Origin of the sequence: Streptomyces sp. NPDC059080, from assembly GCF_042739975.1 — a bacterium.
GTDB lineage: Bacteria > Actinomycetota > Actinomycetes > Streptomycetales > Streptomycetaceae > Streptomyces > Streptomyces benahoarensis.
Window position 1 is genome coordinate 1 of record NZ_JBHYGX010000060.1, and the last position, 14,447, is coordinate 14,447.

The window sequence follows — 14,447 nt, forward strand, 5'->3', positions numbered from 1 at the left end:
GCCCGGCACCCCTTCAGGGCCGGGTGCCGGGCCGCGCCGTTTCAGGGCTTCTCGGACACGTAGTAGCGCCGCGCGCCCCGGTGCAGCGCCAGCGGATCGGTGAAGACCGCGGTCCGCAGGTCCACCTTCTGCGCGGCGTGCACCTCCTCGCCGATCGCGTCCCGGCTCCGTATCACCGTCCGGGTCATCGCCTCGGTCAGCGCCGCGTCCTCCCGGTCGGTGGTGACCAGCAGGTTGGCCACCGCGATCGTCTTCACGCCCTGCCCGTGCTGTGCCCGCGGATAGGCGTCGGCCGGCATCACGGCCTCCCGGTAGTAGCGGGCCTGCCCGCCCTGACGGTGCAACGCCGCCGCCAGATCCCCGAGTTGCACCAGCCGGACCGGGAAGCGGGCCTCCAGGTGCTGCACCGCGGTGGTCGGCAGCCCGCCCGACCAGAAGAACGCGTCCAGCTTTCCGTGGCGCAGCAGCGCCGGCATGGTGTCGATGCCGACGCGCACCGGGTGGATGTCGCGGGCGAAGTCCAGGCCCGCCGCCGCCAGCAGCCGCCGGGTGATCAGCTGGACGCCCGAACTGTCGGCGCCCACGCCCACCCGCAGCCCGCGCAGATCCTTCGCGGAGCGCACCCGCGACCCCTCCGGCACGACCAGCTGCAGGTAGTCGTCGTAGAGCCGGGCACAGGCCCGCAGTGAGCGCGCGCCCGCCTCGCCGCGCTCCTGGTACGCGGCGACCGCATCGGCCGTCGCGATGGTGAACTCCGCTCGCCCGGAGGTGAGTTGCCGCAGATTGTCGATCGACCCCTCGCTGCGCGTCAGCCGGACATCCAGCTGCGGCATGTCCCGGGCGAGGTCCTGCCGCATCAGTTCGCCGTAGCGCGCGTACACCCCGGTCGGGACGCCTGTCGCCAGCGTCACGGTGCCCCGGGGGGACGGGGCACCGCCCAGGGGCAGCAGCCACCAGGCGAGCAGCGCGAGCGCCGCCACGGCGCAGAGCGTGGCGGACAGCGGGCGGCGCAGGGCCCCGGCCAGGCGGCGGGGGAGTGCGGAGAGCGACGGGATCGCCGGAAACATGACCGGAATCCTGCCAGGGCGTGTCCGGAAGGGGGAGGGGTACGGGCCCACCGGCCACGGCGCGCGCGCCCCGCCCGCCGGGCGCTGCCGGGCGCCCCGTTCCCCAACGCCCTTACAGGCAAAGGGCAATCACAAGGCAATCACGGAGCAATCACGAGGCAACGGAAGTGCAACCGGCAGGGGTCCTGCCGGAGTCCCCGTAGGTGACCTTCCACTTCTCCGGGGCGCGCCACCGGCCACGGAACGCGGGACGGCATCCCCCTCGGAGGGGGACGGGGGCGGTGCCCGGCGGGCCCGGACACCGTACGAAGGCAGGCGTAGGGAATACGCGAACCACTGATCTCAGGAGGCCGAGTGCGCAAGCGCACCAGGGGAGCGATAGCCACGGGCGTGGGAGCCGTCGTCGTGGGGGCGCTCGCCGTCACCGCGGGCGCCGTCACGTCCGGCGGCAGCGATCCCGTCAGCACCCCCCGGACAGCCGTCAAGAAGACGGTGCTGAAGGAGGACTTCAACGGCGACGGCTACAACGACCTGGCCGTCGGCGCCCCCGCGACGGGCGACAGCCCCGGGTACATCGCCGTGGTCTACGGCTCCGCGCACGGGCTGGACCCGGCGACCCGTACCGTCATCGACGCCAAGACGCCCGGCATCCCGTCCGTCGAGGGCCGGTTCGGTGACGCACTCGTCGCCCGTGACCTCGACGGCGACGGGGTCACCGACCTCGCCGTCGTCGTGGCCGGGCAAGAGGACACCCTGCTCGCCCTGTGGGGCACCAAGGGCAAGGGCCTGAGCGGCGAGGGCGCCGTCACCCTGAACCACGCCCGCCACATCGCGGGCGGCGACTTCAATGGCGACGGTCACCAGGACCTCTTCACCACCGCCTACGGGCAGGAGAAGCAGGCCAAGCTGCTCCAGGGCCCGTTCACCCGGGACGGCAAGGCCGCCCACGAGCAGACCGTGTCGGTCGCCGACGGCGACTCCGAGGTGCTGTCCCTGGCCGCGGGCGACCTCAACGGCGACGGCGCCGACGACGTGTTCGTCGCCCGCTCCATGGAGGAGTCGGCCCGCCCCGGAGCCGTCCTCCTCGGCGGTCCGAAGGGGCTGACCAAGCAGTCCGACAACGGCCCGGAGGCGCTCCCCGCCACCATGGGCGACTTCAACGGCGACGGCCGCGCGGACCTCGCCTGGCGCGAGGCCCCCGACGGCGTCATCGAGGGTCCCTGGACCGACTCCGGCACCGTCAAGGTCCGTTACGGCACCGCCTCCGGCCTCGGCAGCCGCACCGACACGTTCACCCAGGCCACGCCCGGTGTGCCCGGCGCCAACGAGGAGGGCGACGTGTTCGGCGCGTCCCTCACCGCGGGTGACACCGACGGCGACGGCCGCGACGAGCTGGCCGTCGGTGTGCCCGGCAAGGCCGTCGGCACCAAGGCCAAGGCCGGTTCGGTGGTGCTGCTCAAGGGCTCCGCGAAGGGGCTGACCGGCACCGGCGCGGCCGCCTTCAGCCAGGACAGCCCCGGTGTTCCCGGCGTCGCCGAGGCGGGCGACCTGTTCGGCGCCGGGGTACGGCTGCTGGACACCAACGGCGACGGCCACGCCGATCTGGCGGTCTCCGCGCCCGGTGAGAACGACCGGCACGGCGCCGTCTGGTCCGTGCCGTCCGCCGATCCGGCCCACGGCGGCGTGACGTCCTTCGCCCCCGCCGACGTCGGCGCCCCGACGCACCCCGCCCTCTTCGGCGACGCCTTCAACGGCTCGACGCCGTCGCCCCTCTGGGGGCTCGACGAGAGCTGACACGCCCCGTGCGCACCGGCCCCTGCCTGTACGCGGGTGGGGGCCGGTGGGGTGTCCGGAGGGTGTGGGACAGTCCGCGTGGGGCGGGGCACCGGGCTCCCGCATGGGGCGTGCGTCACCGCGCGGCACGGCCGCACCGGCCCCGCCATCGCACCCGCCCCGCGCCGCCGCCCCATGCGCCCGGCGCACCGTACGGGGCCCGTCCCGTCGCCGGGGGAGATCCGCTTCCCGCACCCCCTTACCCTTGTGGGGTGACCAGCAGCAGTGACCGGAGTTGTGACGTGGGCGTTGAGCGAAGCTACGAGATCCGCACCTACGGGTGCCAGATGAACGTCCACGACTCCGAACGGCTGTCGGGCCTCCTGGAGGACGCCGGATACGTCCGCGCCCCCAAGGACGCCGACGGCGCCGACGTCGTCGTCTTCAACACCTGCGCGGTCCGTGAGAACGCCGACAACCGCCTCTACGGCAACCTCGGCCAGCTCGCCCCCAAGAAGGCCGGCCGCCCCGGCATGCAGATCGCCGTCGGCGGCTGCCTCGCCCAGAAGGACCGCGACACCATCGTCAGGAAGGCCCCGTGGGTCGACGTGGTCTTCGGCACGCACAACATCGGCAAGCTGCCGGTCCTCCTGGAGCGCGCCCGCGTCCAGGAGGAGGCGCAGGTCGAGATCGCCGAGTCCCTGGAGGCGTTCCCCTCGACACTGCCGACCCGCCGCGAGAGCGCGTACGCCGCGTGGGTCTCCATCTCCGTCGGCTGCAACAACACCTGCACGTTCTGCATCGTCCCGGCGCTGCGCGGCAAGGAGAAGGACCGCCGCCCCGGCGACATCCTCGCCGAGATCGAGACGCTGGTCTCCGAGGGCGTCTCCGAGATCACCCTCCTCGGCCAGAACGTCAACGCCTACGGCTCCGACATCGGCGACCGCGAGGCGTTCAGCAAGCTCCTGCGCGCCTGCGGGAAGATCGAGGGCCTGGAGCGGGTCCGCTTCACCTCCCCGCACCCGCGCGACTTCACCGACGACGTCATCGCCGCCATGGCCGAGACCCCGAACGTCATGCCGCAGCTGCACATGCCGCTCCAGTCGGGCTCCGACCGCGTCCTGAAGGCGATGCGCCGCTCGTACCGGCAGGAGCGCTTCCTCGGCATCATCGAGAAGGTCCGCGCCGTCATGCCGGACGCCGCGCTCTCCACCGACATCATCGTCGGCTTCCCCGGTGAGACCGAGGAGGACTTCGTGCAGACCCTGCACACGGTCCGCGAGTCCCGCTTCGCCCAGGCGTTCACCTTCCAGTACTCCAAGCGCCCCGGGACCCCGGCGGCGGAGATGGACGGCCAGATCCCCAAGGAGGTCGTCCAGGAGCGGTACGAGCGTCTTGTCGCCCTCCAGGAGGAGATCTCCTGGGAGGAGAACAAGAAGCAGGTCGGCCGCACCCTGGAGGTCATGGTCGCCGAGGGCGAGGGCCGCAAGGACGACGCCACCCGCCGCCTCTCCGGCCGCGCCCCCGACAACCGCCTCGTCCATTTCACCCGCCCCGATGAGGCGGTCCGCCCCGGCGACACGGTGACCGTCGGCATCACCTACGCCGCCCCGCACCATCTCCTGGCCGAGGGCCCCGTCTCCGCAGTACGCCGCACCGCCGCGGGCGACGCCTGGGAACGCCGCAACGCCGCCCCCGCCGCCAAGCCCGCCGGCGTCATGCTGGGCCTGCCCACCCTCGGTGCCCCGGCTGCCACCCCGGCGCCGACGGGCGGCTGCGGCTGCGACTGAGGGGACGGGGCCGGGCGCTGCCGCGCACCGCGGCCCTCGGGCCGGAGCGGGCGGCGGCCCTCGGCCGCCCAGGGGGCGCGGGCTACGCTGCCTGGCATGCTCGTAGCCGCCGCCCTGTGCCCGTGCCCGCCCCTGCTTGTCCCCGAGGTCGCCTCCGGCGCCGCCGCCGAGCTGGAACCGCTCCGCGCCGCCTGCCGGGAGGCCGTCGGCGCTCTCGCCGCCGCCCGCCCCGACCGGCTGGTCGTCGTCGGCCCCGCCGACCGGGCCGGACAGGGACCGCACCCGCAGGGCGCGACCGGCTCGTTCCTGGGCTTCGGCGTGGACAGTGAGGTCCGGCTGGGCACCGCGCCGCACCCGCCCGCGCGCCCGCTGCCGCCGTCCCTGTCCGTCGGCGCCTGGCTGCTCGCCCATGCCGCCCCCGTCGACGCCCCCGTGGAGGGCCTGGGCGTGGACGAGGCACTCGCCCCGGAACGCTGCCTGGAGGCGGGCCGCGAGCTCGCCGCGTCGGCCCCCCGGGTGGCGCTCCTGGTGATGGGCGACGGCAGCGCCTGCCGCACGGTCAAGGCGCCCGGCTACCACGACGCCCGCGCCGCGGACTTCGACGCCACGCTCGCCCGCGCCCTGGCCACCGCCGACACCGACACCCTCGCTGCCCTCGACCCCGAGGAGGCCGCGTCCCTCAAGGCGACCGGCCGCGCCCCCTGGCAGCTCCTCACCGGCGCCGCCCGCGCGAGCACCCCCCTCCACGGCGCACTGCACTACGACGAGGCCCCGTACGGCGTCGGTTACTTCGTGGCCAGCTGGACGTAGCCCGGGGCGCGCGGCGCCGCCCCATGCGCCCCCGGTCGGCGCCGCCACCGGCCCGCCCCATGCGGCCCCGTGCGGCGACCGTGCCGCCCGGGCCGGGGGCCGGGCCGCGCGGGAGGTTTGGGAGACTGGGCGGTGTGAACACCGCAGTCCCCGCTCCGCGGGTCATCGCCGTCGTCGGGCCCACCGCGGCCGGGAAGTCCGATCTGGGGGTCGCGCTCGCCGCGCACCTGGGCGGCGAGGTGATCAACGCCGACTCCATGCAGCTCTACCGCGGCATGGACATCGGCACCGCCAAGCTCACCGAGGACGAGCGGCGGGGCGTGCCGCACCGCCTCCTCGACATCTGGGACGTCACCCGCGCCGCCAACGTCGCCGAGTACCAGCGCCTGGCCCGTGCCGAGATCGACCGGCTGCTCGCCGAGGGCCGTACCCCCGTCCTCGTCGGCGGCTCCGGACTGTACGTACGCGGTGCCCTCGACGCCCTGGAGTTCCCCGGCACCGACCCGGAGGTCCGCGCCCGTCTGGAGGCCGAGCTGGCCGAGCACGGCAGCGGTGCCCTGCACGCCCGGCTCACCGCCGCCGACCCGGAGGCCGCCCGCGCGATCCTGCCCGGCAACGGCCGCCGCATCGTGCGCGCCCTGGAGGTCATCGAGATCACCGGCCGCCCCTTCACCGCCAACCTCCCCGGCCACGAAGCCGTCTACGACACCCTCCAGATCGGTGTCGGCGTCGAGCGGCCGGAGCTGAACGACCGCATCGCCCGTCGCGTCGACCACATGTGGGAGGACGGCCTCGTCGACGAGGTGCGCGCCCTGGAGGCCGCCGGCCTGCGCGACGGCCGCACCGCCTCCCGCGCCCTCGGCTACCAGCAGGTCCTCGCCCACCTGGCGGGGGAGTGCACCGAAGCGGAGGCGCGGGAGGAGACCGTACGGGCCACGAAGCGGTTCGCCCGGCGGCAGGACGCGTGGTTCCGCCGCGATCCCCGGGTCCACTGGCTCAGCGGCGCCGACGCCGACCGCGCGGAACTCCCCCGGCATGCCCTCGCCCTCCTCGAACGACCGGTCACAGCCTGATCACGTCATGGCATCGGGACGCTCCGCCCGTCATCAGCGCCTCTGAGCGCGTGTCATCATCAACCGTCGATCGAGCGTGCAGTCTGTAGTGGGGAGGGCGCGTGGCAATGGAGGCCGGCCCTCGTAACGGAGCGCAGCATCCGGACCGGCACGGCACCGGCACGGCACCGCGCGACTCCGACGCCCCGACCCCGCACCCAGGGGACGCCGACGCCGACGCCGCCCCGTACGCCGTCCCCGGCGGACGCGAGCCGCACGCCGACGACCTGCCGGAGCCGGACGGCACCGATCTCCAGGCCCCGCACAGCCCCGCCCTGGACGGTTCCGACGGGCCCGAGGCCGATGAGCCGTCCGCCGAGGGCGGCGAGTCGTTCCGGGAGCTGCGCCCGCCGCGGCGACTGCGGCTGTGGCAGCTGGCGCCGGTCGTGGGGCTCGCCGCCGTCGGCTCCCTGATGTTCGCCTTCCCCCTCGCCTTCGAGTTCGGCGGCGACGGCGGCGCGCCCATCGCCATGCTCGGCCTGCTGCTGTGCTGCTGCGCCGCGGGCTGGGGCATGATGGCGGCCCGCCGCGTCGGCCACACCTGGCCGGGACTGCCCGGGCGCGGCTCGGGCCGCCGAGCCAGCTGGCGCGTGGTGCTCGCCTACACCGTCGTGGTGATCGTCCCCGCGGCCCTCGCCATCTGGCGCGTCACCCGCCTCCGCTGAACCGACGGGGCGGCCGGTTCACCCGGGCGCACGCCCCGTGCGTCGCGCCCCCTGCGCATCCCGTGCCTCCCCCGCCGTCCGCGCCCCGTGCCCGCCCGCCCCGCGCGCCGGATCGCCCCCGTGGCCCGTACGATTCAGGGGTGAGCACCGCAGCGCGTATCGCCTTCCTCAAGGGCCACGGCACCGAGAACGACTTCGTGATCGTTCCGGACCCGGACGGCCGTCTCGACCTGACCGCCGCCGCGGTCGCCCGGATCTGCGACCGGCGCGCCGGGCTCGGCGCCGACGGAGTGCTGCGCGTCGTGCGCGCCGCCGCCCACCCCGAGGCGCGGGCGATGGCCGACGAGGCCGAGTGGTTCATGGACTACCGCAACGGCGACGGCTCGGTCGCCGAGATGTGCGGCAACGGCGTCCGCGTCTTCGCCCGCTACCTCCTCCACGCCGGACTGGCCGAAGCCGGCGACCTCGCCGTCGCCACCCGCGCCGGGATCCGCCGGGTGCACGTCGCCAAGACCGGTGACGTCACCGTCGGCATGGGGCGCGCCGCGCTGCCCGAGGACAGCGCCGACATCACCGTCGGTGAGCGCACCTGGCCGTCCCGGAACGTCAACATGGGCAACCCGCACGCCGTCGCGTTCGTCGAGGACCTGACGCACGCCGGTGCGCTGCTCGACGCACCGGGCGTCGCGCCCGCCGCGGTCTACCCGGAGGGCGTCAACGTCGAGTTCGTCGCCGACCGCGGACCGCGCCATGTCGCCATGCGGGTGCACGAGCGAGGCTCCGGTGAGACCCGCTCCTGCGGTACCGGCGCGTGCGCCGTCGCCGTCGCCACCGCCCGCCGTGACGGCACCGACCCGGCGCTGACCGGCACCCCCGTCACGTACACCGTCGATGTCCTCGGCGGCACCCTGGAGATCACCGAACTGCCCGATGGCACGGTGGAGATGACCGGACCCGCCGTGATCGTTGCAGAGGGGACTCTCGACCCCGCCTGGCTCGCCGAGGGAACCGCCTGACGTACCCCGCCACACCGCCGCCCTCCCGAGACACGGCCGTCGTCGGGAAGTTCGCTCGAACGGGTGATCCGTTTCGTAGGGGGGAGGGGGCGAGCAACGGTGCGTGGTGGGCTCGGTAGCATCAACCACCGGCCCGGCCGCTCAACCGACGGCGCCTGACCGCCGGTCGACTTGCTGCCGGAGGTGCCCATGAGCGCAGAGGCCACGAACCCAGGAAACCCGGAGACGGGCCGGAGCCGCCGTGGCCTGCCCCGGCCCGCGCTGCGCGGACTGCGCCGCATCGGCCGGGCCGCACTGCTCGGCCCGGCGCCGCGAGGCGGTCTCCCCCACGCGCTGGAGCACGTCGCCAAGGTGCACCGCGGCCACCATCCGCACGCCGATCTCGCGATCCTCGCCAAGGCGTACACGCTGGCCGAGTCCTCGCACCGCGGCCAGATGCGGAAGAGCGGCGAACCGTACATCACCCACCCGCTCGCGGTGACCCTCATTCTCGCCGAACTCGGCGCCGAGACCACGACGTTGACCGCCTCGCTGCTCCACGACACCGTCGAGGACACCGAGGTGACGCTTGATCAGGTGCGGGCGGAGTTCGGCGCCGAGGTCCGCTATCTCGTCGACGGCGTCACCAAGCTGGAGAAGGTCGACTACGGTGCGGCCGCCGAACCGGAGACGTTCCGCAAGATGCTCGTCGCCACCGGCCACGACGTCCGGGTGATGTCCATCAAACTCGCCGACCGGCTGCACAACATGCGCACCCTCGGCGTGATGCGCCCGGAGAAACAGGTCCGGATCGCCAAGGTCACCCGCGACGTCCTCATCCCGCTCGCCGAACGCCTCGGCGTCCAGGCCCTCAAGAGCGAGCTGGAGGACCTGGTCTTCGCGATCCTGCACCCGGAGGAGTACGCCGCCACCCGCCGCCTGCTGCGCACGCACGCGGGCCGCCCCGATCCGCTCGCCGCGCTCGCCGCCCGGATGCGTACGGTCCTGACCGACGCCGGGATCGACGCGGAGGTCCGGCTGCGGCCCCGGCACCTCGTCTCCCTGCACCGGGTACGGCGGGCCCGCGGCGAGCTGACCGGCGCCGACCTCGGGCGGATCCTGGTGCTGGTCCCCGAGGATGCCGACTGCTACGCGGTCCTGGGGGAGCTGCACACCTGCTTCACGCCCGTCATCTCGGAGTTCAAGGACTTCATCGCGGCCCCCAAGTTCAACCTCTACCAGTCGCTGCACACCGCCGTGGCGGGCGAGGCGGGGGAGATCGCGGAAACGTTGATCCGTACCCATCAGATGCACCACGTCGCGGAGGCCGGCGTGATCGCCCTGGGCAATCCGTACGCCCCGGTGGAGGGCGCCGACACCCCGGACGGCGAGCGGGCCGACCCGACGCGCCCCGGGTGGCTCTCCCGCCTCCTGGAGTGGCAGCGCGCCACGCCCGATTCGGACACCTTCTGGTCCTCGCTCCGCGACGATCTCGCCCAGGACCGGGAGATCACCGTCTTCTGCACCGGGGACACCGCCCCGGGCGGCCGGACGGCGGGCGCCCGGCCCGTGGGACTGCCCGCCGGGTCGAGCTGTGTGGACGGCGCGTACGCCCTGCACGGCGAGGAAGCGCACCGCTGCATCGGCGCCCGGGTCAACGGCCGGCTGGCCACCCTCTCCACGGTGCTGCGCGACGGCGACAGCCTTCAGTTGCTGCTGGGGCCCGACGCCGCCGCGGGACCGTCCCCGGAGTGGCTCGACCACACCCGCACCCCCGCCGCCCGCCTCGCCATCGGCCGGTGGCTGGCGGGGCGGGGCGGGGAGCCGTGTGAGGGCGCCCCGGCTGCCGCCTTGCCGCCGGACGGGGCGGCCCCGGGCGGCGTGGCTTCCGTTGAGGACGCGCCGTCCCTGCCCGTCCCGGGGGCGGACGGGGGCCGGGCGCGCGATGCCGTGGCGGGCGCCCCCGGGGGGCGCGCCGCCGTCGGGGCGCCGTCCGCCCGCCCCGCCGCGGGCCCCACGGCGCCGGGTACTCCGGACGAGGCCCTCAAGGACACCGGTACCGCCACCCCGGAGGTGACCCCTGGGGCCACAGGGGAGGCAGCCCCAGGCAACGCCCCCGACCCCGGAGCCCCGGGCGAAGCCGACCCCGCCCGGATCCCCGACGACCTCGCCGTGGACGGTCTGCCCGACGCCGCCGTCCGGCTTGCCGGTTGCTGTACCCCCGTGCCGCCCGACCCGGTCACCGGCTTCGCCGCACGGGGCGGCGATGTCACCGTGCACCGTACCCTGTGCCCCGTGGTGGCCCGGATGGCCGCCACCGGGCGGGATCCCGTCGGAGTGCGCTGGCACGCCCCCGGTCCGGCCGGACACGGCTGCCGGGTCACGCTCCGCGCCGAGGCGTTCAGCCGCCCCCACCTCCTCGCCGACCTGACCGAGGCCATCGCGGTGCAGGGCGCCGCCGTCGTCGCCGCCGCCGTCGAACCCCCCTACGAGCAGCGCGTCCGCCACACCTACACGCTCCGGCTGCCCGACGCCGCCGCGCTGCCCGCCCTGCTGCGCGCCATGCGCCAGGTCCCGGGCGTCTACGACGTCACCCGGGACGGGAAGCCCCGCAGGGCCCCGGCGCCCCGGCCTTGACGGGGCAGCGCCGCCGCGTGGGGGCGCGCCCGCCCATGGACGCGCCCCATGCGCCCACCGAACACACCCCCGCCGCACGCCCGCGTATACGGGCCCCGGCGCGCCGTCCACCGCCCGTTCGGGTGCCGTGGGGGAGTGCCGTCCCCGGGGTAGGGGTGGCGCCGGTAGCCGTAGCCCATGCTGCTTCCCCCGTACCTCCGGCGCCCTCCGTACACCGTGCGCTCCGGGCCGCACCCCGCTTCCCGGGACGGGCGGTGCACCGCGCCCCGTGGCCGCCGTACCGCCCGATGCGCCACCGCCCTCGCCCTGGCCGCCGTCGCCGCCCTCGGGGCCGCCGCGCCGCCGGCCCCCGGACCTGCGGGTATCGGCGACCGGCTCTTCCCCCAGCTCGGCAACCCCGGCTACGACGTCCTCGCGTACGACATCGCCCTCGACTACAGCGGCCACAACGACCGGCCGCTCTCCGCCGTCACCACGATCACCGCCCGCGCCACCACGGCGCTCGACCACCTCAACCTCGACTTCGCCCGCGGCACCATTGCCTCCGTCACCGTCGGCGGACTGCCCGCCCGCCACGTGCGCCGCGGTGAAGACGTCGTGGTCACCCCCGCCGTTCCGGTGCCCGAGGGGGCGCCGCTGCGGATCGTCGTCCGCCACACCAGCGACCCCCGGGGCGCCGCCGACGGCGGCTGGATCCGCACCCCCGACGGCCTCGCCATGGCCAACCAGGCCGACGCCGCCCACCGAGTGTTCCCCTGCAACGACCACCCCTCCGACAAGGCGTACCTCACCTTCCACCTCACCGCGCCGCGCGGCGTCACGGCGATCGCCGGCGGCGTGCCCGTCCCGGGCGCCGATGACGGGCCCCGCCCCACCCGCACCTTCCGCTCCGTCCACCCCGTGGCCACCGAACTGGCCCAGGTCTCCTTCGGGAAGTCCGCCGTCCTCACCCGCCAGGGGCCGCACGGCCTGCCGGTACGCGACGTGGTGCCCGCCGCCGCCCGCACCGCCCTGCAGCCCTGGCTCGCCCGCACCCCGGAACAGCTCGCCTGGATGGAGCGCCGGGTCGGCCGCTTCCCCTTCCCGGTCTACGGGCTGCTCATCGCCGACACCCGCACCGGCTTCGAGCTGGAGACCCAGACCCTCTCCCTCTTCGAGAAGGGCCTCTTCACCGAGGACCGTCTGCCCTCCTGGTACGTCGAGTCGGTGATGGTGCACGAACTGGCCCACCAGTGGTTCGGCGACAGCGTCAGCCCCCGCCGCTGGTCCGATCTCTGGTTCAACGAGGCCCACGCCACCTGGTACGAGGCGCTCTACGCCCAGGAGAAGGGCGGCAAGAAGCGCGCCTCCCTGGAGGACCGGATGCGGCACGCGTACACCGAGTCGGACGGCTGGCGGGCCGAGGGCGGGCCGCCCGCCGCACCGAAGCGGCCCGTCGCCGGACAGAAGATCAGCATCTTCCGCCCCGTCGTCTACGACGGCAGCGCCCTCGTCCTGTACGCGCTGCGCCAGAAGACCGGCCCGGCCGCCTTCGACCGCCTGGAGCGCACCTGGGTCGCCCGGTACCACGACGGCAACGCCTCCACCGCCGACTTCATCGCCCTCGCCTCCGAGGTCTCCGGCCGCGACCTCTCCGCCTTCCTGCACGCCTGGCTGTACGACGCGAAGACCCCGCCGATGCCCGGCCACCCGCGGTGGACCTCCCGTCGCGCCACGTGACGCACGGCCCGCCCCGTGCACGGCGCGCGGGACGGGCCCGCGGCCGTACCGCCCTGTGTGCGCCCGTCCGCCGGGAATCGCCGGAAACACGGGGAAACTCGCGTGACGGCCCCCACCGCCCGTGCGACCATCGACGGGTCGACTCCGGCGGCCGGGAATCTCCGGCGCGGCCCGGACGTTGTCACCACCGACAGTCCCAGCGCGGCCGGACGGCCTCCCGAGGACTTCCCGACGACACAAAGGATCAAATGACCTCCTCCTCTTCCCTTCCTGCGGACCGCCAGCGCCTCCCCGAGAGCCTTCGGGCCGACGCCCTGATGGAAGAGGACGTCGCCTGGAGCCACACGATCGACGAGGAACGTGACGGCGAGCAGTACGACAGGTCGGAGCGGGCCGCACTGCGCCGCGTCGCCGGGCTGTCCACCGAGCTCGAAGACGTCACCGAGGTCGAGTACCGCCAGCTCCGTCTGGAGCGCGTGGTGCTCATCGGCGTCTGGACCTCGGGTACCGCGAGCGATGCGGAGAACTCCCTCGCCGAGCTGGCCGCCCTCGCCGAAACGGCCGGTGCCCTGGTGCTCGACGGCATCGTCCAGCGCCGCGACAAGCCCGACCCGGCCACCTACATCGGCTCCGGCAAGGCCCTGGAGCTGCGCGACATCGTGCTCGAATCCGGCGCCGACACGGTGGTCTGCGACGGTGAGCTCTCCCCGGGCCAGCTGATCCACCTCGAAGACGTCGTCAAGGTCAAGGTGGTCGACCGCACCGCGCTGATCCTCGACATCTTTGCCCAGCACGCCAAGTCCCGGGAGGGCAAGGCGCAGGTCTCGCTGGCGCAGATGCAGTACATGCTGCCCCGGCTGCGCGGCTGGGGTCAGTCGCTGTCCCGGCAGATGGGTGGCGGTGGCTCCGGTTCCGCGGGCGGCGGTATGGCCACCCGTGGCCCCGGTGAGACCAAGATCGAGACGGACCGGCGCCGGATCCGCGAGAAGATGGCGAAGATGCGCCGGGAGCTCGCGGAGATGAAGACCGGCCGGGACATCAAGCGTCAGGAACGCCGACGCAACAAGGTCCCCTCGGTCGCCATCGCCGGGTACACCAACGCCGGGAAGTCCTCGCTCCTCAACCGCCTCACCGGCGCCGGTGTCCTGGTGGAGAACGCCCTGTTCGCCACCCTGGACCCGACCGTCCGGCGCGCAGAGACACCCAGCGGGCGGCTCTACACCCTCGCCGACACCGTCGGCTTCGTCCGGCACCTGCCGCACCACCTCGTCGAGGCGTTCCGCTCCACGATGGAGGAGGTCGGCGACTCCGACCTGATCCTGCACGTCGTCGACGGCTCGCACCCGGCGCCCGAGGAGCAGCTCGCCGCCGTCCGCGAGGTGTTCCGCGACGTCGGCGCGGGCGACGTCCCCGAGATCGTCGTCGTCAACAAGGCGGACGCCGCCGACCCGCTGGTCCTCCAGCGGCTGCTGCGCCAGGAGAAGCACGCCCTCGTGGTCTCCGCCCGTACGGGCCAGGGCATGGCCGAGCTGCTGGACCTGCTCGACGAGGAAATCCCGCGGCCCGAGGTCGAGATCGAGGCGCTGGTGCCCTACACCCAAGGCGCTCTGGTCTCCCGGGCGCACGCCGAGGGCGAGGTCATCTCGGAGGAGCACACCGCGGACGGCACGGTCCTCAAGGCCCGCGTCCATCAGGAACTCGCCGCCGAGCTCCAGCCGTTCGTCCCCGCCGCCTGACCCGCGCCGGTACGACACACCGAAGGGGCGCGCCCCCCCCGGGGGCGCGGCCGACAACCGCGGGGGGAGGCGCCGGGCGGGCCACGCCATCACCCCCCCCCCGAGGGGCGCCCCGGGTGCACAGAGCCGGCCCCGCGGCCCCA

At 74.6% G+C, this 14,447-nt stretch carries 10 protein-coding genes; 9 read left to right on the forward strand and 1 reads right to left on the reverse strand.

Going from position 1 to position 14,447, the window contains the following annotated elements; genetic code table 11:
• Positions 1-41 precede the first annotated feature (41 nt).
• Entirely contained in the window at positions 42-1,067 is a 1,026-nt protein-coding gene (locus tag ACFWWQ_RS28225; RefSeq protein WP_384601909.1) for a TAXI family TRAP transporter solute-binding subunit, read from the reverse strand.
• Positions 1,068-1,421: 354 nt separating this feature from the next.
• Here ACFWWQ_RS28225 and ACFWWQ_RS28230 point away from each other — a divergent pair, with 354 nt between their 5' ends.
• From ACFWWQ_RS28230 to hflX, 9 genes are all read left to right on the forward strand, one after another.
• Positions 1,422-2,861, forward strand: a complete 1,440-nt coding sequence (locus ACFWWQ_RS28230; protein WP_384601911.1) for an FG-GAP-like repeat-containing protein — start codon at positions 1,422-1,424, stop codon at positions 2,859-2,861.
• A 251-nt stretch (positions 2,862-3,112) separates the two neighbouring features.
• A complete protein-coding gene (gene miaB, locus ACFWWQ_RS28235; RefSeq protein ID WP_384601914.1) occupies positions 3,113-4,630 on the forward strand; it encodes a tRNA (N6-isopentenyl adenosine(37)-C2)-methylthiotransferase MiaB in 1,518 nt (505 codons plus the stop codon).
• 96 nt (positions 4,631-4,726) lie between these two features.
• Positions 4,727-5,440, forward strand: coding sequence for a class III extradiol dioxygenase subunit B-like domain-containing protein (locus tag ACFWWQ_RS28240; RefSeq protein WP_384601917.1), 714 nt, complete (start codon positions 4,727-4,729; stop codon positions 5,438-5,440).
• Between the two features lie 134 nt (positions 5,441-5,574).
• Positions 5,575-6,513 (forward strand): tRNA (adenosine(37)-N6)-dimethylallyltransferase MiaA, encoded by a 939-nt coding sequence (gene miaA / locus ACFWWQ_RS28245; protein ID WP_384601919.1) that lies wholly within the window; start codon positions 5,575-5,577, stop codon positions 6,511-6,513.
• Between the two features lie 101 nt (positions 6,514-6,614).
• The gene (locus ACFWWQ_RS28250) at positions 6,615-7,217 is read left to right on the forward strand and encodes a hypothetical protein (protein ID WP_384601921.1); all 603 of its coding nucleotides are present in this window, start codon (positions 6,615-6,617) and stop codon (positions 7,215-7,217) included.
• A 140-nt stretch (positions 7,218-7,357) separates the two neighbouring features.
• Positions 7,358-8,233, forward strand: a complete 876-nt coding sequence (gene dapF / locus ACFWWQ_RS28255) for a diaminopimelate epimerase (protein ID WP_384601923.1) — start codon at positions 7,358-7,360, stop codon at positions 8,231-8,233.
• Positions 8,234-8,422: 189 nt separating this feature from the next.
• Positions 8,423-10,849: a RelA/SpoT family protein gene (locus ACFWWQ_RS28260; RefSeq protein WP_384601925.1), complete on the forward strand. Its 2,427-nt coding sequence runs from the start codon at positions 8,423-8,425 to the stop codon at positions 10,847-10,849.
• A gap of 177 nt (positions 10,850-11,026) precedes the next feature.
• On the forward strand, positions 11,027-12,568 hold the full coding sequence (locus tag ACFWWQ_RS28265; RefSeq protein WP_384601927.1) for a M1 family metallopeptidase: 1,542 nt from the start codon (positions 11,027-11,029) through the stop codon (positions 12,566-12,568).
• Positions 12,569-12,816: 248 nt separating this feature from the next.
• Complete coding sequence (hflX, locus tag ACFWWQ_RS28270; RefSeq protein WP_384601928.1) at positions 12,817-14,304, forward strand: GTPase HflX; 1,488 nt, start codon at positions 12,817-12,819, stop codon at positions 14,302-14,304.
• The last annotated feature ends 143 nt before the right edge of the window (positions 14,305-14,447 follow it).